The 24,818-nt window shown below is 45.5% G+C and carries 11 protein-coding genes; 3 read left to right on the top strand and 8 right to left on the bottom strand.

What is annotated here, in order from left to right; genetic code table 11:
• Position 1: 1 nt before the first annotated feature.
• The 8 genes from HQ29_RS06870 to HQ29_RS06835 form a co-directional block, all read right to left on the bottom strand.
• A complete protein-coding gene (locus HQ29_RS06870; RefSeq protein WP_152566504.1) occupies positions 2-1,384 on the bottom strand; it encodes a hypothetical protein in 1,383 nt (460 codons plus the stop codon).
• A 195-nt stretch (positions 1,385-1,579) separates the two neighbouring features.
• A complete protein-coding gene (locus HQ29_RS06865; protein ID WP_152566503.1) occupies positions 1,580-2,443 on the bottom strand; it encodes a hypothetical protein in 864 nt (287 codons plus the stop codon).
• A gap of 2 nt (positions 2,444-2,445) precedes the next feature.
• A complete protein-coding gene (locus HQ29_RS06860; RefSeq protein WP_152566502.1) occupies positions 2,446-3,981 on the bottom strand; it encodes a hypothetical protein in 1,536 nt (511 codons plus the stop codon).
• Positions 3,982-4,310: 329 nt separating this feature from the next.
• Complete coding sequence (locus tag HQ29_RS06855; RefSeq protein ID WP_036868656.1) at positions 4,311-6,089, bottom strand: hypothetical protein; 1,779 nt, start codon at positions 6,087-6,089, stop codon at positions 4,311-4,313.
• 46 nt (positions 6,090-6,135) lie between these two features.
• A complete protein-coding gene (locus HQ29_RS06850) occupies positions 6,136-6,960 on the bottom strand; it encodes a hypothetical protein (protein WP_036868654.1) in 825 nt (274 codons plus the stop codon).
• An 11-nt stretch (positions 6,961-6,971) separates the two neighbouring features.
• Positions 6,972-8,969 carry a S8 family peptidase gene (locus HQ29_RS06845; RefSeq protein ID WP_161781566.1) on the bottom strand — a complete coding sequence of 666 codons (1,998 nt, stop codon included), beginning with the start codon at positions 8,967-8,969 and terminating at the stop codon, positions 6,972-6,974.
• Between the two features lie 901 nt (positions 8,970-9,870).
• Positions 9,871-12,888 carry a virulence factor SrfC family protein gene (locus tag HQ29_RS06840; RefSeq protein WP_036868649.1) on the bottom strand — a complete coding sequence of 1,006 codons (3,018 nt, stop codon included), beginning with the start codon at positions 12,886-12,888 and terminating at the stop codon, positions 9,871-9,873.
• Between the two features lie 16 nt (positions 12,889-12,904).
• Positions 12,905-16,084, bottom strand: a complete 3,180-nt coding sequence (locus tag HQ29_RS06835) for a virulence factor SrfB (RefSeq protein ID WP_036868647.1) — start codon at positions 16,082-16,084, stop codon at positions 12,905-12,907.
• Positions 16,085-16,728: 644 nt separating this feature from the next.
• On the opposite strand from HQ29_RS06835, the gene HQ29_RS06830 reads away from it, so the two are divergent.
• The 3 genes from HQ29_RS06830 to HQ29_RS06820 all read left to right on the top strand — a co-directional run bounded on the left by HQ29_RS06830 (position 16,729) and on the right by HQ29_RS06820 (position 24,749).
• Entirely contained in the window at positions 16,729-18,135 is a 1,407-nt protein-coding gene (locus HQ29_RS06830) for a DUF4099 domain-containing protein (protein WP_036868645.1), read from the top strand.
• Positions 18,136-18,160: 25 nt separating this feature from the next.
• On the top strand, positions 18,161-20,236 hold the full coding sequence (gene topB / locus HQ29_RS06825) for a type IA DNA topoisomerase (RefSeq protein ID WP_036868643.1): 2,076 nt from the start codon (positions 18,161-18,163) through the stop codon (positions 20,234-20,236).
• A 94-nt stretch (positions 20,237-20,330) separates the two neighbouring features.
• Positions 20,331-24,749 carry an Eco57I restriction-modification methylase domain-containing protein gene (locus HQ29_RS06820; protein ID WP_036868641.1) on the top strand — a complete coding sequence of 1,473 codons (4,419 nt, stop codon included), beginning with the start codon at positions 20,331-20,333 and terminating at the stop codon, positions 24,747-24,749.
• Positions 24,750-24,818 lie beyond the last annotated feature (69 nt).

The raw sequence follows: 24,818 nt of genomic DNA, 5'->3' as shown, positions 1-24,818 counted from the left end.
ATTATTTTTTTTCAGTATTGCTACCATCCTGTTCTAACACAGCCTTAACCAGCAGGCTAGTAAAACTGGGATAGGCTGGAGGGAACTTCTCTCGGTCGTAATCATACTTTACTAGCTCCTTCATCACCTGTCTCACCGTAGTCGTGTAAGTCTTCTCGGGGTAACGCTTCTCGAAGGTCTTATTGAAGATGTCCTTAGCAAAGTACTTTTTCTTTGAGGTACGATGATAGATACTAGTGTCGTAAGGGTTAAGGTATTCTGTAGGCTTTTCTATCTTCTCATCAAGGAGTTTGAGGACATCTATCAAAGCTAACTCTACTCTCTCCTTAGGCGCAAAGCGACAGAGGGCGAAGATTCCTGTTAAGTAATCCATCCCCTCTTCAGCCTGAGAATACGCCCTACGGAGACTATTCAGCTGACGATACGGAGCTGTTTGCTCTAGCGGATAAGTTACCTTGTAACGTTTTATCTCCTCTTGTCGTGCCTCGGGCGTCTGAGAAGCATCAAGCGCAACAAGATGCTCGATTAGATCACGCTGAACCCTTGGCATACGTTTATATTGCTCTACTCGATCTGTGAGATGCTCCTCGGCTAAACCTGGAGCATAGGGTTTGAGATAGTAATAAGCCGTATAGTCCTTCTCTTTCAATAGCTCCATAACATCGCTTGGTAGAGCTATCGTGTCCCCAGCTAACACACGATCTATCGCCTTGACGTCAGACCATAGGGTCTCCAAGTTACTGACTAAATTGTAACGTGACTTTAAACTATCTAGTCTCCCCTCATCTGCTTTAGCTTTGTACAGTTCCATCCAAACATCATTGCATGCCTTTCCCCAATATAATAAGCTATCCATCCGTTGCTGACGAAATAGCTCTACAAAGCTAGCGTAGGACATATGGGTTAGACGTTGCTCCATAGTGAGCTTAGGCTGCAGATCGTCTTGTGTCCCTTTAGTGTTACTTTTTTCGGTCTTAACTGACTCCTGCACATTTATGTTTTCAACCTTGGTACTATCTATGGGAGCCTGAGGCTTGAGCATATTCTGCGAGCCATGGCAGCAACATCCTGAACAGCTACAATTACAATGACAAGCTTTCTGCCCTTGCATTAGCTTAAGCTCTATACTAGTTGCTCTTGCTAAATCCATTTTCGTGCTATGATACACCCTATAGAGCAGGGGGGTAAGCCTTGCTCTACTCTCTTGGTATAGCTTCTGTTCCTTAGAGGGGATAGGGTCTGGACGATAGTTAGCATCTTGTACAGCTAATCGTTCTGCTAAGAAAGCAGCAAAATTGGCACTATCTACACGTAATATCTTAGGGCTATGCACAGCCTCGATGATTAGAGGGCTTAACTGATCTACAAGTTGCTTTGACTTCATAGCCTTGAGTACATAAGCCTCGCCCTTGGGCTGTACCCAAAGGAACTTCCCCTCTCTAGAAAAGAGGCTATCCAAGCGGTTTCTCACCTGGTACTGTAAGCTGTCCCTCCCTGTCTGAGCCAAGAGAGACTCCCCAAAGGAGCATAGCACAAGTACGAATAGTGCTAAGTGTTTCATTTTTGTTCGCATCATAACTTAGTTTCGACTAACACCATCTGCTGCGATTCGACGAGCTTCCTTATCTCGAACTATCTGTTCCCAAAGTTCCTTGTCTTCGCTTGCAGATGAAGACAAGGACAAATGGTACTTAGATGCAAAGTCCTCCAATTTATTGATCTCTTCTTCTATGCTCTTCTCTATTGTATCATCGGGAGTATCTTCCCTCTCGTACATACTCACGAGTTCTGCGACAAAACTCTCGTAGTTCCTGAGCAATGCCTTCTTCACTCTACTGAGATAATTCTTACACTCATCACAGCGACTACTATACTTATATGCCCCCTGTTGGGTTTGTATAGCCTGAATGACTCGTTCTGCTTGGACTACATCATATTTAGAAGAGAGAGTAGCGGGCAGTTTTGAAGGATAGGCGATGCCTACAGAGCAAGCATTTTGGTGTCGCTGATACCAATCGGCAAGCTGGGTGAGAGTCTGTTGTTGTTCTAGAGGAATGCCCTTGTACTTGGTTTGCAGAGTGTCTACTGCAGCTCGTAGCTTGGCGAAGTAGTCGTGCTTATTGTCACAGAAGCCCTCTTGGAACTCTTGCTCTAACAATCCTATAAGCCTCTGAAATAAGAAATCTCTCAACTCAGTGATATCCTCGGTACTTAGGTTTTCCTGCACTATATTACTCTTTGCCAACGCATAGAGACAGTCGTCTAGTTTTGGAAATAGCCCATTACTAAAAGGGGCTTGAACACTTGCCTCGTAATCCTTGATTACTTCACCAGCCTTTCCTAAACCAGAGATGTCTATGGGAATCTCCTCTGACTTATGGCGACTACTGCAACCTAGACAGAGCATTGTCACCGCTAATATCATATGTGTTATATATTTCATTTTCATTTTCTTTTTTTTCTCTGTTCTTTTCTGTTCTCATCACTGCTCTTTCTCTCTGAACCCCTTGATTTTATCACCTTTTTTGGTCCTTTCGACAGTTTTTTATTAAGCCTTTCAATCTCTTTATTTTTTAGGCCGATAGTGTCAGCTTGTTTAGTGATCAGACTGTCTAATCCGTCTCTATCCCTCTTTAGGCTATCAATAATGCTTGCAACCTTATCAAAACCATCTTGATGTTTTAGGTAAAATTTATGGAGGCGATTACCGTTACTGGGGAATGTATTCTGTACATACCAAAGATCAGCATCTGTTCCCGTAAATAGTGTATCCTTTGGAGTTGAAGTAGACATACTAGGATAAATATTCTCTTCTACGATAGATGGCTTACTAAAGCTACAGATTGGGAGAAAGAGACCAAGGTTGTAACCGATGAGGAGCGTGATAAACAGGGCTATAAGAAGTTCCCTCCAATAGCGGATCAAGGTGACAAATAGGGCGCGAGAGGACTCCTTGACGGAGTTGTCATAAGCCTTGTTGGTACCCTCATGTTCCCGAGGTCTAAAACCGTCTTTGGGTTCGTGTCCCTTGTGGAATTCCTTGAGGTTTACCTCTGGTTTAGAGCTGTTTGCTATAAAATTTGCAGACGAACTAGACCTAGATACAGCCTTGGATTCGACTGGTGTGGGATAGATAAAGGTTAGACACTTCTTTGCGACCAAGTTGGTATCTTCCAATGCCCCTATCGAATAAGAGTAGGGCTTGTTCTCCCCTTCTTTATAGAGGTATAAGGTCGCATCCTTTTGGAGTAAGTCAACCTCCAAATCTATCGAAAAGTTTCCATCATACCAACTCTTCGTCATAGGCAGAGAGGAGATATCCCCAATCTGTAATTCTACACGTACTGTTTGACGGAATACTTCGGGGCGAAGAGAGATACAGACTGTTTTCTTGGGCTTCCTCCAAACCAGTTTACCTTCCTCTATATGTACCTCCTCTCCCGAGAGTCTTACTAAGCCAGACCTAAGGTAGTCTTCAAGCGGTCTGTAGGGATAGGTAATAGGTTCATAACCTTTACGAACGAGGCGCATCTCGAGCAAAGTGCCTAGACCTAAGTATTGCGTATCATAGTTCTGCGTACAGTCTTTACCCCCTATGTTCAATCCAGTAATCAGCTCATTACGAAGTAATCTATATCCATTATGCTGTCTGCTTAGACTATTAAGTTCTAAGGGCTGACCTACCTTGGTGTTAAAATAACCGCGCTCTATCTGCGACTGAGGAATGAGCAATATCTCTTGAAGAGTCTTAAATTCCCTTCGGTAAGGCTCACGCAGAATTGCCGAGATGCTAGTATCATCGGGGCAAATGATGTAGGCGAGATTTCCCCTAGTATTGGAGCTAAAATCTCTACGCTCTATCTGTTCAAACTCCACCTTGACCTCACGATACTCGGAAAAGTCTTTCTCTATACTTGGGGGAAGTCCTCCCTTGTAGCGTCCATTGAGGTCAAGGAAAGCTCCCTTCACCTTTTGCCCCATACTTTGCAGGTAGCCTAGAGGATCTAGTAGCCTGTAGCGATGGGGTACAAATATAGTGGCTGCGAGAAATATACCACTGCGAGATCCACCAGTCTCTAGCGCAGAATAGTAGGTTGTATAAACCTTATATTCTGCAGTAAACTCAACCCCATAAAAAGGTAGCCCCGCTGAGCTAAATACAGATGAAAACTCCTGTAGTGTATCCTTAAACGCCTGAGTGTTCTGTTCCTCGGGACTAGCATCAGAGCAAAATATCTGTGATCCTCTATTTGCGCCCCAGATGGTTAGCTTAACATTGATTTGTTCTCTTGTCATAAGGCAGAGTTATTTTAGTGTTTGAAAGCATCCTTTAGTTTGTCAATAAAACTAGGTGCGGTACGGTGTGCCCGAGTGTGGTTGAGTATGAAGTTAAGCAATATCTCAGCATCTCTGGTATCCCAGTGTACCGTATCTCCAATACCAACTTCTCCGATACTGAAAGTCATCACAATAGGCTGACAGCCTACTTCCTTGTTCATCCCGAACTGACGACAAGCATCGGTCAACTCACTTATAAAGTCTTGATGTCTATAAGTGAGATACTGGTGAGCCAACTTGTAACGCTCCTCGGGGTCGTAAACTCCCATTTTGTCTGACTTCGTTACAATCACACAAACTGTATCTGTCTTGGAGAATACCCCTTGGTTTGAAAAAGTTATTAAGGCACGAGAGAGGCAATTTCTCTGCAAAACATCAGTTTTACTATTCTTATCTACAACCGATGAATAGTCGATTAAGAAGAATAATATCTTACGATTGTTATTGGACAGAAAAGCTGTTGCGCCATGATTAGATACAGTGACTTTAGCATGTTCTCCGACCAAATCTGCGGTTACACTCAGAAAATATTCCCCTCCAATTTCTACAAAGGAGAGAGGGTTACAAAACTTTCCATCAGCAGAATGCAAACCAATGCCAATTGTATTACATGTATCATCTTGCGTACGAGGAGGAAGCATCTCGTAGTCTAAGTTAGTAGTCAATGTTTCATAATAGCTCAGACAAGGGTCTTTGCTATTAATCATATTGGGCCTGTAGCGAGCCTGGCCACGCTGACGCCCTAAAGTTAGGAGTGCAGATAGAACGGTAGATTTACCACTGGCAGGTACTCCAAAGAAGTACACATCCGTATTCCCTTCTGGCAAAGGAGGCAAGTCCTGAAATTTAAGCTGTGGGGCTTCTCTGAATGTAATCCCCGAAGCTATATGATTGAGTGCTGTTCGTCTAATCAAGCCATTGTCTACCAATTCATTTCCTGTTAGGCTAATCTTATATCCATCATACGTAATTTCTCCATATGTTATAGCATCTGCTACCATGTCCCAAGGGAATAATTCGGGATAGTAGCGCATTTCTTCGAAGAGTTTATTCTTCATTTCTCGCTCTTTATAACACAATTCGTCAACTAGGAGGCGAGCTTGGGCAACATACTTCCCTTGGGGGTACTGACGGATATAGCTCTCGTACCCCGTGATGCTATTTCTCTCCTGACAAGCAGTCCAAATCTCATCTTCCTCACGCAGGAGACGCTCCAGTTCCTCCACTATAGCCATAGCCATAGCCGAGTAGCGACCATCAGGGTAGGAGGCTAGGTAGGAACGCAGGGAGGCAATATCATTGTTATCGCAACTTTGCCACGCCTCTTCCTCTAGACGCTCTAGAGCTATGGGAGCGTACTTGCTATTGGGGAACTTAGCAAGGAAATCTTGGTAGAGCTTAGGATCTTGATTTTGCTCGCAGGAGTTCCAAGTAGCCTCAATCTCCTTGTATTGGAGAGTGTCTATAGCCTGCTGGGCTTGGTGGGCGTAGTGGTGCCTAGGATACTTGTCGATAAAGGCTCTATAAGCCTCAACATTGTTAGCATCGCAAGCCTCTTGGTAGTCTACATCTACCATAGCATAGGCAATCTGTTCGTTGATAGCCTCGATACGCTCGTTCGCAATGCTAGGGAGGAACTTATGCAAGTCCTCTATTGTAATGAGATTAGAGGCGATAGCTTGGGCAAGTTGATCGTCAGTCAATCGGGTAATATTTTGGATGACGAAGAGCTTAGTCATAGGTGCTGCCATAATATCTTAATGCTTATATTTTCTTACAATTAAATACTTTAGCTCTTTATCTTCCAAAGGTGTGTATCCCAGGTCCAGAGTTGCCTCCTCTAATCTTACCTCGTCCGCGAACTGAGATGTTGTATACCTGCCATAGGATGAGAATATGTACGATGAGCAAGAATACGAGCGAAGCTCCCCAAGCGATACGCCCAGTGTCGAACTTACGCACATCTACACTTAAGGGGGATAATACGACATCTTCCGACAAGATGCCTAGTTTCTTGAGTTCCTCAATAACCTTAGCCTTCTGACTATTATACTCACTAAGATCTCGCTCGAAAAAGAAGAGATAGTTGAAAGGGTTGAGTGTCGTTTGCTTGAGTTGCTCTCCTTCGTTTTTTATAAGTTTTTCTATCTGCCCCTTCACTTTTCCATAAGGCATACTCTTATTTTCTGCATCAATCCCCTCCCGTCCACTAACTATACTATCTGCAGTGTTGATTGCATCAATTTTTTGCTGAACCAGAGGCGTATATTTCTTAAAATTCTCAATATCCTCGGCACAAGTACGCTCGACATAGGGACGCTCAATAACCCCTACACTGAAACCATGCAACAGCACAGGAGCTGTCAGAAAGAAAAGAACGGCATAGACGCCCCACAGCACACGAAGTATCATCGAGGCGTTATAATTCTGCTCTGATTGGCGTTTACGCTTGCATAGATTGGAAGTTAGTATTTCAACCAAGGCTGCTACCAAAACAGCCCCAACCATACCCGTAATCACATTTCCAAAGAGGAAAGACAGCCCCACGAAGATAAATAGAGCCATCACGAGAAGACCTACATAGTGTAGGAGAACCACTAACGGAGAAGATTTTGTACTCATATAACTATTATTTATTTGGACATTCGTATCATATTAAATTTCACTATTCTAACCCGCGTGTGCTTTGGGCTAGTTGCATAACAACGAGCAATACCACCAGAGACATCCGCCTCGGCATAGAAGTTGTATTGGCTATAACTCTCCCTTGGACGCTCACTATTGCGAGCAGACTCTAGTTGTTGGATATTCAACTTACTTTGCCTCAAACGAACCGCTAATGGAGCTTGGAAACTATGTCCAGTAGAGGTTTCGTGGTAGGTGATAGTCCCCGTACCATCTGGCTTGATATGAAAAAGTAACTCCACAGGCTCGTTATCTATTGAGGCATAGAGATCAGTTGTACTGCGCCAGTAGCCCGATAGTTCGACCAGCGTGGTATGCTCGTCTAGTCGCATCGTATCTAGAGGAGTTTCTGAACGACAAATATCTTCTAGTTCGCTGATAATCCGACGCAGGCTGTCTATCTTATGCTTGGCATCGTGGCAAGGTGTACTAGGCTCTTTGGGGCGCGGTGGCATCCCAGGGAAATTCATCGATGGGCTACTCGACGAGTCAGAGGGTTGTTCTGGCTTAGGGTAATAGGGGGACAAGGGATCGCCTAGAGCTGGGGGTGTGCCAGGGTCTCTGTATACGGGTCCACCAGGGAAACTGGGTGCTGTTGGTGGAAGGGTTTCATCTATAGGTAGTCCTGCGTTAGGATCGGGTATTTTATCCACATCTCCACCTGTATCTCCAACAGATAGGGCTTTATCGAGCTGTAGTAGAGGTCCAATATTGGCTTCCAGGGGCAAGCCTGTATGGCGTATCAGTTCGGCAATCTGCCCAGTCGTCAGTTGCGGATACTTACTCTTGATTAAGGCAATTCCACCTGTTACAATCGGAGCTGCCATACTCGTGCCGTTGATAGCCTTGTACTGCTCTCCGGGAAAGGCGTTGTATATCTTCACGCCAGGAGCAGATATAGTAGACAGGTGACCATAGTTACTAAACTCTGCAACATCTCGCTTCGGATCAATAGCCGAGACCTTAATTGCTCGTGAGGAACGCTGCATCGGATCTAAGCCAATTAGGACAGCATCATTACCTCCTGCGAGAACAATTGTAGCTCCATATTGCTCTGCCATAGCATAGACCTTGTCCCAAACTTTTGCCTCCTCTAAGGCGAAGCTATTCATGATATTGACTTGGTCAGCTTCTGAGAAGATTTTCATCGAAGCCATATCGGCACCCAAGGATAAATTGATAACCTTTGCTCCATGTAGGATGGCATAGATAAGGCCATCCATAACAGATGTCGTACTCATTCTCCCCTCATCATCCGCTACCTGAATAGCCATTAAGCGACAGTGAGGTGCAATACCGGAAACTCCAGTTGCGTTATTGACAGCCCCCACCGCCGTGGCAGCAACATGTGTGCCATGAGGGTCTCTCTTATCGCTATAAACCCGATGCTCTCGCGTTAGGACATTGTATTGATCTACTACACGATCTTTTAGCTCAGGATGAGATAAGTCAAAGCCGTTATCGACAATAGCGACAACGAGCGAGTCGCACCCCATCCCTCTGTCCCAAGCTCCGTAGGCACGGACACAGTCAAAGTACCATGCCTCGTCCTCAACAGAAAATCCAGGATCACTGGGCACTGTTCCGTGAGTAAACATCGTCTCATCCCAAACAATAAGTTTGAAACCCTGCATTTTAGTAGGCAACTCTTGCTTAAACTGCTCACGTAGTTCCTCAGGAACTTGCACCTGCACACGTTGCACTACTGTATCATAGTAGAGGATAGAATAGTCTTTGTCGGAGTAAGTTTTAAGAAACGACTCCATAAACTCCCCAACTCGCCCCTTTTCTTCGACATAGATATTAACACGATTACCTACAATCTGACAAATACTATCACTGTCGTAGCTAATGTCATCAGGATCAATGGGAACATAACGCCCTGGTTGCTCGGGGATGCCTCGTCCGCCTTCACACTGTGATAGTGCGAGCAGAAATAACAGCATAAGCAATATTAGTCCCAAGAGCCACCACACAGCCCTCTTAAATCGAAACCAAAAGCTACGAGGCTTAGGGGGTCTCTGTACTGGTTCGCTCGCTGGAGGTAGTGACGAGGGGGGAGGTGTTATTGCAACATGGGACTCTTGAGGTATTGGTGTCTCTTCTTGAGGCGTAATAACCTCGGTCGTAGGTTTTGCCACAGAGACTGGAGCTGCAGATAGAGGTACTGGCTCAAGGCTTAGACTAGGGCTAGATTCACCCGATAGCACAGGTTCCTGGGAAGAGCCACTAGGTATAGGTTCTATAGACTCTGTTGCGCTGACAAACTCTGGCGTTACGGTTACGTTCTCTATGGGTTGTGGTTCGGGGCTAGTCTCCACTGAATGAGGAGTATCCTCTGGCTGCACAGCCTCCCTTGGAGGCATCACAGTCGGTACGGTAGAGGCTTTATGGGCGACATTAAAACTGTAAGCAGAGGTGTTGCCCATCCCCTTGCGTTTTGCGCCCCAATTGACAACTGCCACACGATGCTGAACTGCGTCGTAGTAAATATCCTCTTGCGAGGCGATGTCTAAAGATGCCGATAGCAAACCTGCCCAGTCAGGGTAGTGCTGAGCAATAAGCTTCAACTGTTGTATTGTGTGGGTTACAAGCTGTTCACAGTTGGCCTTTGCTGTAGGGGAAAGAACCGACATCGGGGTCGCTGACTGCAGGAAATCACTACGCCACTCTACTCGCCCAGCCTTGCTCACGGGCTGAGCGAGGAAGTTAAGCGTCTGCTCATCGCAGTGGGGCGTGAATTTCAGGAACTCCTGTATGCGTTGGTGCGAACGCCAAACCTCCTCCTCCCGATACCTCGCTATGCGGTAGGAGGCTGGCGATATGGTACATAGTTTCATAACATATCTAAGATATAGGTGTTAGCTCCCCCTCGTAACGTGCCACAATGGGACGTAGCCTATTGTTTGCCTCTACATCGTAGGTGGGCGTATTACACGCAGCGAGGAAAGATATTTTCATTAAGTCTGTCCAACGCTTGTAGTGGGCATAGTGTGGAATATACGCTAGTTTCACAGGGTCGGGAGGAGTTTCGTTGAGTATCTCGTCCATATGATCTAGGGCATCAAAAATCTTGGTAATCTCTCCACGGTCGTCTGTATCCACTTGTACATTGTAGATTCCTATATCGGTATTGAGCTTGTATGTTTCCCCGAGGCGATTTTTGGTTTCTACAATAGATGCCCAGCGATCTTCGTTGTAGTATGAATACCCGAGGTCTCGTACGAAGCGGTTAATCATTTCGGAGCATATATCTGCCAGCATCTCGGTGATAGCATCGAGGGTGGCATTATTCCTGACATATTTGCCGATTTTCTCTATAATGAGGCGAGGCAAGTGTAGCTCTTTGAGGAAGAGATTGCGAGTGTTGGCGAGAAATTCACATAAGTCATACTCCCCAAAACCACGAGCTACAAAATCTGCAAAACGCTCGGGTGCCAAATGCTGCTCCGTCCATACCTCAACAATGCTATCCGTAAAGATGGCCGCGATATTTTTCGTTAGTTTGGGGCTAAGTAGGAGTTCTATATCCACGCCACGGGCCTCGAGAAAGTTCTCCAAAGCCTCCGCACTATCCTGAACATAATAACGCTTCAAACGATCAATGTTTTCCTCTCGTTCTAGGTTAGGATCAAGCCCTGCGCTATTGCGGATAGCGAAATATGACGAGGTGTCAGTCTCATCCAGTATCCTTTGATTGTTAAGTACCTCTAGCAAGATGTCGTAGATTTGGCTCTCCGAGATCATCATACGAGAGAGGAACTGTGAGAAAAAGTGCTTATCTCGCCCAAAGATGATGTCTAGCTGTAGCTCTATAGCTCCAGCTGTACTCATCGCTTTCTTAAGTTGCTCATCACTATTGTCGTCGTGATAGTGCTGCCTGATATGTCGCCCCAATAACTCGCACAGATGCTGAAGCAGACGCTTAAACTTTTCGGCACGAGCTAACTCTGCTCCTCTAGCTGCAATCGACAGATTCTCAATAATCCACTGAGAACCATCACGCCCTATTGATGCCACCTCCGCCCAGCTACGAGCCGGGTCGGTAAAGTGTTCCTTGACATAGTCGAAGTTGGTAAAGGCTTCACCCATCTTGGATAGGAACATTTCGTATCCTAGACCATAGTTCTGCTCCCCAACGAGTAGTCCTTTTTCGTCTACATTGATGTGATTCACTCCATCCTCATTACGGTAATAGCCCGTGAAGATACCATCCGTTGCCGAGTACTGAAAAGAGCGCAACAGATAGCTGTTGTCAAAGGGAATACCCGTAGCGCGCCAAGACGAGAACCAAGAAGACTGGTTAAAAATTTCCTTGAGCATCTTATTGAAACGAGAGTTCCAACGCTCTCCAAAGTCTGTACTTAGATTTTCTGTACCCTCACGCTTCATGTCTAGGTTAAACTTCGTCGAAACTATAAACAGTGGCGATGCCCCCATCTCTGAGATGAAAGTGTCTCGCTCACGAGGTGTACGCCCTACATAGTTATTCACCCAGCCTTCGATGAGAGGACCGATAGTCTTAACATTGTTCTGTTCCTTGTGGTGGCAGAATATTAGAGTACTGATCTTGTAATTTGCCGAAAAGTCATTGAAGAGATAAGCGACTTTACCTCGACGTAGCAGTTGCCCCATCATAGGCTTGGATAACCCCGAGCTATAGTCGTAACGCTCACGGCTACGAGCTCCAGGAAAGTCTAGAAGGTCTAGTTGAGCAAGAAAAGGCTTCTCCTCTATTAGATACTTGGGGAGCTGGAAGACTATTTCCAAGGTCACGGCGCAGAATACCCCCTTACGCACCCCCTCAACTACCTGCCCCGAAGCATAGACTTCCATTGTGGGGACATAGTCAGGGATATGATTGGTATCTACATTGGGATCATAAGTCTCGTTGATTCGAGTAACATCTAGGATAGTCCCATGCTTACGCAATAGAGCCTCAGCTTTGACATAGACCTCTTGACTAAACTTAAGCGTTCTCAAAAGGCTCAGTAGGTCTTCAAAAGTTTGCGTGAATACTGGGTCTTTGAGCCAAAGGAAAGAGAATACCTCTGCTAACTCCGTGTCTGGAATATTGCCAATGAAACTCCCTAGTTCTTCAAAAAAACGGCTCTTGACATAACAACCCGCTTGCGTGGCATAACCTGCATTGAGATACTCGCCATAGGTAGCACTCTTTTGACCCTCATTAAGGTAGATATCTAGGGCCTTCGGACCAATAAAGTAGTCGCGGATATCATACAAGTCATCCTCGCTTAGGCATTCTTGACACTTAGTGCCATGGGCATATTTCGCCTTCAATTCATCAAGGTAAGCCCGCAGAGCTTGTTCCGTAATAAAGGGGGAGTTCTCTGCATTATCATCACTTACCTTAATATTTATGTCGTTGTAAAACGAATCTACCAGAACCAATATGATATCTTTGACAGAGAGTAGATGCACTCGGAAAGCAAAGTCAGTAGGAACTCCCACGGCACGCTCTATCTCCCTTGTAGTAAAGCGACAGACTACAGCTGTGGACTCACCCCCTTTCCCATTAGGATCCATGTCTTGCAAGAAACCATATATCTTGGCATCATCCCCCATCCTACCATTGGAGATAGAGAATGCCCCTCGCTTGTCTGAGAGTAGGCTATCCACCATATAGGATTTACCTACCTGGCTCTCTCCAAAGATCGCTACAGCAGGGTTGAGCAGTGATGCCTTGCGTATCTTAGAGATATTACGCCTATTTTCAACGAGATTTGTTCTTAACTCTCGCTGAAAATGTTTTGTCTTGGATAGAGAAGTTTCTGTCCAAGACAGCATATCATTGATGATATCGGTATGTAGAGCTAAGCGTTTTAAGTCTATATTATTGCTCATAATCTTGCAAGATTTTTTATTTATTTAGTCCAATACGCAGGATGAAGCGACCGCTATCCAACCAGTCATTGTTATCCTCTATGATACTTTGGGGAGATAGTTTAAGGTTGCGAGCCGAAATTTCCTCCTTGTCGGCATTGCTGATTGCTTCAACTAGAATATGCTCCTTATTCTCTCTATAATCTCGGCTGATACTTAGGCGTAGGGGCATTCTGCGACGTATACGGTGCTTGGCCTCTTCAACAGCCTCTGCCATCTCAGCAGCCGATATTTCGCCTCGTTGCTTGACAATGTTCTCGCGAATGTACTCTTCATTGAAATCCAACTTATATAGCAGCCTAGCGGGATAGCCTGGAATGTTGAGCTGCTTACAGCCAATGTGCATTGGCAGAGAGTTAATATGTACCGTGGCACGATTAACATCTGGTGCGAGGAAGGTATTGGTCAGTTCTCCACTCTTAGCATTGATGAAGCCTAAGTAATCAGCTGTCGGAACAATTTGTTTCTTGAGGTAAAGACTATTTATCTTGAAGACATCTAGCTTCCCCATCTCGGCAAGATGCGAGATAAGAGCCCCCACAGCAACCATCGATTTTCTATCTCCAAAATACCCAATACTATCTGCTCCAGGATACCAACTACCTACACGATAGTTATTCATAGAGATTAGTCTATTGGGCGATACAGGGTAAAGTCTAATCATCAAGTTCAAAATCTCTTGGAGAGAAGTCGGGCGACCCGAAAGCAAGACTATATCACAACCATAGGCGTTAAAGACAGCTGACCACTTCCGGAGATAAGGTTCAAATACACGGCGTACGATGCTATTGATGTAATCGGCATTAAATACCCATATCAACTCCTCGAGTCTGAAACCGAAGTGTTTATAAAAATACTCCAGTAGAGCCTCATTCGGGAGATTATTCTCAAAAATCTCCTCGAAGCTAAAGCTTTGATTAGGCTGTCCCTCTTGCAACATTTGTAGCATCTTGTACACAAGGGGGATGGAGAACTGCACATTGAAGTCTCGACGCATCTTACGGTCAAGACAAGTCTGCCCCGAGGCATCATCGAAGAAGTCGTGAATGAGAGTCGAAATTTTACTCTCCCCCATAGCACGTAGTTTGTTGGTAATCACCCCGGCATAGCCATTAGACTCTGTAATCTGATAATCTTCTATGATGAGTTGAGTAATAAGTGCTTTCATCAGATCATCCCCCGAAAAGTGGAAACTATCCCAATACAGAGGGTAGGGTGTAATCGTGTCTGCTCCTTGAGCAGAGTAGTTACAAATCATTAGATCTGTAGTTCCAGCACCTATATCCAACGAACCTATTGTCAGTGTTTGCTCCCTATCCTCAGTATCTAGAATGGGAATATCTTGGCGATGATGTCCGTACAAGTCAAAGAACTCGCGAGCATTACCAAGGAAACGCTTAAGCTCAGAGTAGAGATACACCATTTGGCTGCAACTGGCCTCGTCATAGTTCCAAGTGCGACGGTCAGCTGCCTCTGTTTCGGGGAGAGAGAGATCTCTTATTGAGGGGATAACCTCACAGATGCCAAAAGCTTGCTTTGGGTCAAAGAGAATAGTATAGGTCTCTTGACGATAGCGCTCCAAGACTATAGCAGCCTCCTGTGCAGCCTGCCTTAAAGCAACCTGTTCCTGCTTGGTCATAGCTGTAGGGCAAGTTAAAATAATCTTGCCTATTTTACGCCTATATTCTTCCCGACCATGAGCCTGACGGAAGTGTAGACTATTGACTTGCATATTGGCCTGAAGCAATATCTCTAGGAAGCAAAAGGTCATCAAAGAGCGACGAGAGAAATTTCCAAAGCAAGTCTTAGCTCCCTCTTCGGGATCTCCCGTGAACCGCCCATCACTCAAGAATTGAGGTGGTATAATCCCTGCCATAGAGATGTAACGAGACTCCATACTATCATTCGGTAGACGAGCAAATTCCCACTGCTGACTGCGTATTTCATCATCCCACAAGTAACGCTTGGGTGAGGAATGGTAGGTATTGGAAGCATCTGCAGACTGGTACGAATCGGTATCTTGATAGATATAAGTCTGCGCCTCCTCCCCAATAGAGAGGATGCTAGGCCAGATAAATTGCTTGTTTTGTGGATATTCGTAGTGGCCAAAGTCTTCTCGGCGGAAAGCCAACCGCATATCAAAGGGCTTGTCTGTAATACGTCCATTGTTTAGCTCTGTCAGCTCTAGGTTCTTTGCTCTAGAGAAGGATTCATCCAAAGGGTCTTCCGCCAATAGACCAAAACTACGAGAATTGCCGACATCCAAGATAAGATTGATATTGATAGGCTCATTCTTTGCTGAACAGAACTTGATGCGTGGCAGAACATCTAACTGGTAGATTGTATTAAGTAGATACATATAGTAAGCGGCGAAGCTCATACGCTTTCCTTCGGGAAGCCTAGATATATCAAACCGCTCATCATGGAAAATCTGCATTAGTCTATCCGCAGACCAAGTTGCTGTATGACACCAGTATTGGAAAATGATATTTGGCACAACGAAACGTGTCATCTTGGCTCGCTCATTATCATCCAGTTGAGCCAATACCTCGGCACTCATACCACAGAGGCTATACATCCGAGATGGCTCAAGGAAATCAATCGGAGCCTCTGCAGAATTTCGCCCTGTCGTATCTGTATCAATAGCAATGAGAAAATCTAGAGTTAGCTTTTGGCGCTCTTGTCGTTTGGGTATAAGTTTAATCCTAGCCCAGTTGCTAGGCCCCTCGCAGTCCGACAAGCCTTGATCCTCATACATTGGTATAGGTAACCATGTATTGAGGATGACATCCAGAGGACGATCCTTATCTCCCCTCAGATAGCGTACCCCTGCCTCTAGGCTATTGATATTGATGAGTGTCTCTGGATTTTTTCCCATCCCCCGTAGAGCTTCTACATTGAGAGGATTGTCAGGAAGGCTCATTAACGAGAAAAGCTCATAATCCGTCAGGCCATAATAATACTGCAGGTCACTTTTACTCAAGTATAAGTCCTCATTACTAAAATAATAGACCTGATCAAGCATATATTCTCCCTCATCGATCTCGCACTCTAAGAAGCTGAGTTTTTTTATTGGATTGTTTATGTCAATTACGATATTAGGTATCCGTAAAAATTGAATGCCAGTATTAGCAATAAGTATATTTATTTTGCCCATATCAAAAGTTAATATTCCAGATATCAGATTGACTTCTTGATGGTTAAAAGATGGTGTTTATCATCAAAAAATTACACGAAATTTCTCAGTTTTAGTACATCTTGGTAAGAGGAATAACCTCAACCCCACTTATAGGGATACAATATGACCTAATACTACAGTAATTCGTTATCGTCTCTATCTATGTATATGACTTCACATTTACCCCTGCACTATCTTTGAGAATTCTAAAAAAAAAGCGTGAGGTCGTATTGACATCACACTTCTGAGTGAGGCGCGTGAGAAATCGCCTTTGGAATAAAGTAATGATACAACATCGACTCCCACGCCTATGACGTGGGAAGTCGCTACCATCACCCTCCTATTCCATTGAAACTTTCTCACGATTTCACTCAAGAAGAATGAAGCAACGCTTCCTATATATTAAAAATTCAGGCAGGTAGAAACTTCAAACTGCCTTCAGTGCTGCAAATATAATAATTCCTTTTTGTATATAATATGCTTAAGGAAACAAAAAGATGGTTTTTTTTGTTTTCCTGTTCATTCCCTTACTTTCCTATGTTATCTTTTAGCCTTTTTGTGTGCATCTTTCACTTATATATTTGTTGTTCGATGATGAATTACTCACTCAATAACAAAGTATTATGGAATCGAATAACAATGATTACGTGTTAGTCTTGGAAGACCGCACAGCCGTAAAAAATGACCAAGAGGTCGGTACACTTTCTGTCGTTTCAGGTATTGACGAAAGTGGTCAACTCAAGACCTCGGAGGCACGGGAAGCCAATCAAGCTTCCTTCTTGAAGTTCAACAGCAAGGATGGGCTCTTCAAGAACTTTATGACCAACTTCCTCAAGCAGTTCAATGACCCTTCTCGTTTCGGACTGTATAAGGTGGTAGCTAACAATGTGGAACAAGGTGTGGAGCACCTCCGCACAGCTCTTCAAAACAGACAAAGCCCCGAAGTAAAGGCTCAGCTCCAAGAGAGTATGGTACACTTCGAGGACTTTCTACCCATGCAGAAAAATGCTACAGCTATTGATCCGGAAAAGATTGATTGGCGTATGCTCGAAGATCTCGGGTTGAGCCGAGAAAAACTTGAAGCGAGTGGGGCTTTAGAGAAGATGCTCAACTGGCAGAAGAGCGACCTTATGGGCATTACTGTACCCTATGGCAACAGCTCTATTTATACAGAAGCACGCCTCGCTTTCCGCACCGATGATAATGGTAACATTGGTCTTGCCGTACACGCTATGCGCAAAGAGCCTCAGTTGGATTTCCCCTATATGGGACACATGTTTACTCTGGAAGAGAAGGAACAGCTTCTCAAAACAGGCAACCTTGGAAAAACCATTGAAGTAACTCCGAAGAATGGCGAGTCTTTTGCCGCCTATGTATCTATTGATCCACAGACTAACGAGGTTATCGCACTGCGTGCCGACCGTGTCTCTATTCCCAAGGAGATTAAGGGTGTCACTCTCTCTGACATCCAGTACAAAGACCTTGTAGAAGGTAAGGCGGTGAAAGTAGAAGGCATGACCTCGAAGAATGGCAAATCCTTTGATGCAACCTTGCAGGTAAATGCAGAGAAGAAAGGCATCGAGTTCATCTTTGGCGATCCCAAGAGTCTCAAAGAACGCCAAGAGCAATCGCAACATCAAGGACAAAGACAAGGAGGAGTGCCTCATAAACTCTGTGGCTTGGAGCTAACCGAGAAACAGCGTGAAGCATTGAACAGTGGTAGCACACTCTATCTCAAAAACATGGTAGATAAGGAAGGTAAAAGCTTTAATGCCTATGTACGTATGGATAAGGAGCAGAACCGCCCACGCTTCTTCAAATACAATCCTGATAAGAAACAGGGGAATGGCAAAGTTGAAGCCGTGGCTGAAGAACACAAGACGCAGGTAGCGGTCAATAACCAAGGCAAGACCAACGAAGCCACTAAGCACTTAAAAGAACCACTCAAATCCGGCCAAACACAGCCCTCGGCAGAGCAAAAAGAGAAGCAAGAGAGAAAGACACAACAGCGTCGTGGACGCAAGATGTAACCCAATAACATAAGATTAACCAACCATGATAACATGTATTATTGCTGAGAAACCCTCGGTAGCTCGTGATATTGCTCGTATTGTAGGGGCAAATACGAAACAGGAGGGATACCTTGAAGGAGGTGGCTACCTCGTAACTTGGGCGATGGGACATCTCATTACGCTGGCCATGCCCGAAGTTTATGGCTACTCTACCTATAAAGCCGAAGACTTGCCCATTCGTCCCGAGCCCTTCCGACTCATCGTTCGCCAAGTCTGCAAGGATAAAGAACTATGTGATGATCCTGCTGCTCTAAAACAACTGAAAGCCATTCGTCATTGCTTTGGTTTGGCAGAACGCATCATCGTAGCAACCGATGCAGGAAGAGAGGGAGAGTTGATATTTCGCATGATTTATCAATACCTCGACTGCCACAAGCCATTCGACAGACTCTGGATTAGTTCACTTACAGATAAAGCTATCCGTGAGGGCTTAGCTCAGGTGAAAGCAGGGAGAGACTATGATAACCTTTACTATTCCGCTAAAGCTCGAAGTGAGGCTGATTGGCTTGTAGGTATCAATGCCAGTCGGGCCTTGTCGATCGCTCGTAAGGGAGGTTACTCTTTGGGACGTGTACAGACACCAACGCTTGCGATGGTATGCCGTCGTTACCTTGAAAACAAGAACTTCTCTTCTGTCCCTTATTGGAGAGTGAATGCCTTAGTGGAGAAGGAGGGCATCCTCCTCAAAGCCATTAGCACAAACAGCTTCGATAATGAGGTCTCGGCACAGACTGCTCTCAGTGCCCTCCACAGTCAGGGCCGATTGGCCGTATCATCGCTCACAAGAAAGGTAGGAACTACTCCTCCACCACTCTTGTATGATCTTACCACACTTCAGAAGGAGGCAAATCGGAAGTATGGCTTCTCGGCAGACAAGACACTCTCGATAGCTCAATCTCTCTATGAGAAGAAAGTCGTAACCTATCCCCGCACAGGCAGTCGTTACATCAGTGAAGATGTCTTCGAGGAAGTTTCTGTTATTCTCAGTATGCTTGGAGAAGGCTTGACAGCTCCTCTCAACCGTCATAGCGTGGATAATGGTAAGGTCACAGACCATCATGCCATTATCCCAACCGGAGAAAGGGCATTGGGGCTCAGTGCAGGTGAAAACACCATCTATCAGATGATTTGTACACGCTTTATCGAAGCCTTCTCTCCGAACTCAGAAGAGGAGCGTATGCAGGTCATCTTCACGGATGGCACCCATTCCTATATTTGGAGGGCGTGTCATATTTTATCTTCCGGCTGGAAAGCCGTTGCCCAAGAGAATAAAGAGAAGAACAAAGGAGAGGAGACAGAAAATGAAGAAGAGCAGTTGGCATCTCTTCCCAACCTTACAGAAGGTGAAACTCTTCAGGCCAGCTCTGCCAGAATCACAACACACAAAACGAAACCTAAGCCCCTCTATACTGAGGCGACTTTGCTCTCGGCTATGGAACATGCCGGCAAAGAGGTCGAAGAAGCAGAAAGCCGTCAAGCGATGGCAGAATGTGGCATCGGAACACCTGCCACACGAGCAAACATCATCGAGACTCTGATTTTGAGAGAGTACATCCGACGGGAAAAGAAAAGCATCGTACCCACAGAAAAAGGACTTTCGGTCTATGAGATTGTCAAAGACGAGCGTATCGCCAATGCCGAGATGACAGGAACATGGGAAGTTGCCCTTTCTGCGATTGAGTCCGGTTCGGCATCTGTCGAACAGTTTAGTCTGCGTATTGCAGAGTACACCGAGCAAATCTGTCGAGAGCTTTTGAAGCTATCGCTTCCCCAAAAGAGCTACCCGACCTATCGCTGTCCCAAGTGTGGTAACGAAAGTGTCGGTATCTATGCAAAGATTGCTAGGTGTCGACATGAGGGCTGTGGCTTCGTCATCTTCCGAGAAGTTTGTGGCACATTTCTTTCTGAGGATAATCTCAGAGACCTGATCAATACCAAACGAACACCCATTCTCAAAGGCTTGGTGAGCAAGGCCGGTAAGAAGTTCAATGCTCGACTCGTTCTCCAAGACGACAACAGTACAACCTTTGAGTTTGAGGGTAAGAAAAAGAAGGGATAAAAACATTTTTTTCTTTCACCGCAAAAAACGAACAGTCGATAGTGCAAGATACGCTCTTCACTATCGACTGTGTAACCTTATCTGATTTACAACCATGGCATACAATAAGAAAGTTGTTTTAGAGGCTAATACCGAAGCTATTCGTGTCGTACTCCGCTTAGAGAAAGAACGTCGAGAGGCAACTGAGGCTGAAAAAACTATATTAAGAGGATATCAGGGCTTTGGAGGACTCAAGTGTGTCCTCAACAGATGTGACCAAGCCGAGGACATCCGACACTGGTCTGCTTCAGAGCAAAACCTATTTGCTCCCACGCAACAACTCAAGCAACTCATTTATCGAGAAGCGATAGATGCCCATACCGCCAAACGTTATTGGGATAGTATCAAGGCGAGTGTGCTCACCTCTTTCTACACGAACACACACATTGTCTCAGCTATTGCCGACTCCATTGCGACAACCGGGGTTACCTTCAAGCGATGTTTGGATCCTTCCGCAGGCATGGGGGCTTTTGCCGAGACCTTTGCGTCCAAAGTAAGCCTTGTCGATGCCATGGAAAAAGACCTCCTGACGGCTCGTATCTCACAAGCCCTGCACCCCTATGGCGAAGGGAATATCTTCATTCAGAACCAGCCCTTTGAAGCCATTGGAGAAGTGGAGGACAAGGATAAGTACGACCTTGTGACAAGTAACATCCCCTTTGGAGACTTCATGGTCTACGACCGTAGTTACACCAAGGGTAAAGATGTACTCAAGAGCGAATCTACCAGAGCCATTCATAATTATTTCTTCGTTAAAGGGCTGGATACACTCAAAGAGGGTGGAGTACTTGCCTTCATCACTTCACAAGGCGTCCTCGATGCCCCACGTAACGAGCCTATCCGTCGCTATCTGATGCAAAACAGTCGGCTTATCTCGGCTATTCGCCTACCCTCGGGTATGTTCAGTGAGAATGCCGGCACAGAAGTCGGAAGCGACCTCATTGTCCTGCAAAAGCAGTCAGGTAAAGATATTGGTGAAGGTTTGGAGCAAGCCTTTGTCGGCACTTTCCCGGTACCCAAAGGTGATGGCTTCTCTATTGCCTTTAATCACAGTTCTCTTTTTGAGGGTGAGTGGCAGGAAGTGATGAAACACACCGTCGCCACAAGTCGTACAATGGGTACAGACCCTTATGGAAAGCCCACGTGGGTCTATGAGTTCGATGGCGGTATCGAAGAGATGGCTCAAAGTCTACGCTTTCAGCTCTCAGGGGATATAAAGAAGCGTTTTGACAGAAAGTTGTACGAAACAGGCATCGCTATGACAGAAGAAGAGCGACAAGCTGAAGCCGAAAAGAAGCTCCGTCAATTAGGTGTAACAGCAGGCTTGTCTGAGTCCAAAGAGGAAAAAGGCAAAGGAGCAGAGTTGGATGACAAGATTAACGATGCCTACATGCTCCTGCCTAAGAGCATCGAGAAACAGCTACCTAAACTCTACAGCACTGAAGGGGAACTTATCGGAGATAAAGTCGCCTATGCTCGCTACTTCTTTCCGATGGGAGCTTACACAGCTTATTTGCTCGAATATGACCCCAAAGAGCGTATCGGCTTCGGTGCGGTAACCATGGGTTATGAATGGGAACTCGGTATTATGTCTCTCGATGAGATGGCAGAAGTCAATATACATGGCTTAGGTATAGAACGAGATCTATACTTCAAACCTCAGAAACTTCACGAAATCGCAGAACTCGCGGAACTTGTCAGAGGACGATATACCAAGGAAGCTATTCCTCAAATGGAATCTGTGGATGAAGAGAAGAAAGAAGAGACAGAAGAGGGAGAAACTGAGGTGGGGCATGCAGAAGAAAGGCAAGAGCCTACGGTTAGTCTCCCCTCTCAAGAAGAACCCGCTCCCGAAGGTGTTCCTACGTTGACGCTACACCATCAATACCAGAAGGAGGTACCCGAAATACGAACAGATGTAGAACCTCCCCGAGAGATGAATGGTCAAACGGTTTACTTTGACGATGACCACCACCCCATAATGGAGAATCCTGATTGGTCTGAGACTTTTCTTTTTGCTCCTGAGGAGTATACGCTATGGACACAAGAGGTGGCACTGTTCAACGAAAGTATTAAAGAACCCATCCCTGCGCCCAAGCAGAAGTCGGACACAACTTCCACAACAAAGCCAGGTCATTTAACCACACCACGTCGTCATAGAGCCGGCAAAAAAGGAGGAGCGGCAAGTGGCTACGAACGCAGCCTCTTCGATTTCGCAAATGAAAATGAGTCTTATTCGGCTCCATTCACTACCGAAACTAAGAAAATCTTTGACGCTTCTCCTCGCCCTTTTCTCTCTGCTCCCGATTCACATTTGAGGGATGGTTCTATCGTATTGCAGAATGGTCAAGTGGGTTTTATCTCCGATTTGAAAAGGCATCCGACTTTCAATCCGATGGATTTGCCTTATGCGCAGCTGTCAAGACTGAAAGCCTATATTGAGGTGCGTGAGAGCTATCATCGCCTATACGACTATGAAGCAATCAACCACTCCGAAGAAAGAGAGGAGCGTAGCAAACTCAATCGACTATATGATAGCTATGTCGCTCGCTGGGGACATTTCAATCAGAAGAGCAATATCGATATCATCAAGATGGATGCCACAGGGGTAGAGATGCTCTTCCTCGAAAGGTCAGAAAATGGTCAATTTGTCAAAGCCGATATCTTTGACCATCCAACGGCATTCTCCACATCCGAACTCACCATTGCTGCCGACCCCTTGGAAGCACTCAGTACTTCGCTCAATAAGTACGGCACGGTAGAACTTGACTATATGAGTTCTCTGCTTCCTGAGATGGAAGAGTCGGATATCCTCTCTGCCTTGGAAGGACGCATCTATTTCAATCCCGAGATAGATGGTTACGAGGTTGCCGACAAGTTCGTATCAGGCAATGTGATTGAGAAAGCCGATAGGCTTGCCTCTTGGTTGCTTGACCACCCCGACCATGAGGAAGGTAAGCAGAGCTTGGCAACACTCATGGCAGCGCGCCCAACGCCAATTCCTTTTAGTGACCTTGATTTTAACTTCGGAGAGCGTTGGATTCCGAGTAGTGTATACGAGAAGTTTGCCTCCGAGTTCTTTGAAACGGACATTCGTATCAGTTACCATTCCAACATGGATGAGTACACGATTAGCTGTGATAGGAAGAATGCCAGTATCTGGCACAAGTATGCGGTGCAAGGAGAGTTTCGTCGCTATGATGGTTTACATCTCCTCAAGCATGCCTTACATAATACCATCCCCGACATCAATAAGAACAAGGAGGTGGTAGATAAGACCACGGGGGAAACGAAAACCATCAAAGTCAGAGATGGAGAGAAAATACAGCAAGCCAATGCCAAGATTGAAGAGATCCGCCAAGGTTTTGTCGATTGGCTGGGGAGAAGTCCTGAGAGCTTTAAGGAGCAACTTGCTGATCGCTACAATGAACTCTTCAACTGCTTTGTCCGTCCAAACTTTGACGGCTCGCATCAATCTTTCCCTAACCTCGACCTCAAGAGGTTAGGGATTCCCGACCTGTATAAGAGCCAAAAGGATGCCGTGTGGATGCTCAAAACCAATGGAGGGGGTATCTGCGACCATGAAGTAGGAGCAGGCAAGACTCTCATTATGTGTACAGCAGCCTACGAGATGAAGCGATTGGGCTTGGTGAATAAGCCGATGATTATCGGTCTAAAGGCGAACGTCTTTGACATTGCCGATACCTTTCGCAAAGCTTACCCTAATGCCAAAATCCTCTATCCCGGTAAAGAGGACTTCACCAAGCAGAACCGCCAACGTATTTTCAACGACATCAAGAACAATGATTGGGACTGTATTATCCTTACCCACGAGCAGTTTGGAATGATCCCTCAGGCCCTCGAAATACAGCAGGCTATCCTGCAAAAGGAGATGGACTCGGTGGAAGAGAACTTCGAGGTGTTACGCCAACAGGATAGGGACATCTCTCGGGGTATGCTCAAGGGCTTGGAAAAACGAAAGCAGACCTTAGAGGTTAAGCTCCGAGATATCCAAGACAGCATAGCCGAACGCAAGGACGATGCCGTAGACTTTAAGATGATGGGCATTGATCACCTCTTTGTGGATGAGTCGCATCGATTTAAGAACCTGATGTTCAATACCCGTCATGACCGTGTATCAGGCTTGGGGAATCCCGATGGCTCACAACGGGCACTCAATATGCTCTTTGCGATTCGTACCATTCAGGAGCGGTCGGGCAAGGACTTGGGAGCGACTTTCCTCTCCGGCACGACGATCTCCAATAGTTTGACCGAGCTCTATTTGCTCTTCAAATACCTGCGTCCGCAAGCCCTTGAGAAGCAAGGTATCAACAGCTTTGATGCTTGGGCAGCAGTCTTTGCCAAGAAAAGCACCGACTATGAGTTTTCAGTAACAAATGAAATCATTCAGAAGGAACGCTTCCGCACTTTCATTAAGGTGCCGGAACTTGCGAGCTTCTATTCGGAAATATGAGAGTTGGGAGCAAGGAATAGCAGAGAAATGCTATCTATCTGATTAACAGATAAGATTGAGTATATCTGC

Source organism: Porphyromonas canoris (assembly GCF_000765975.1).
In the GTDB taxonomy this organism is placed as follows: domain Bacteria; phylum Bacteroidota; class Bacteroidia; order Bacteroidales; family Porphyromonadaceae; genus Porphyromonas_A; species Porphyromonas_A canoris.
This window is presented reverse-complemented; position numbering and strand designations above follow the sequence as displayed.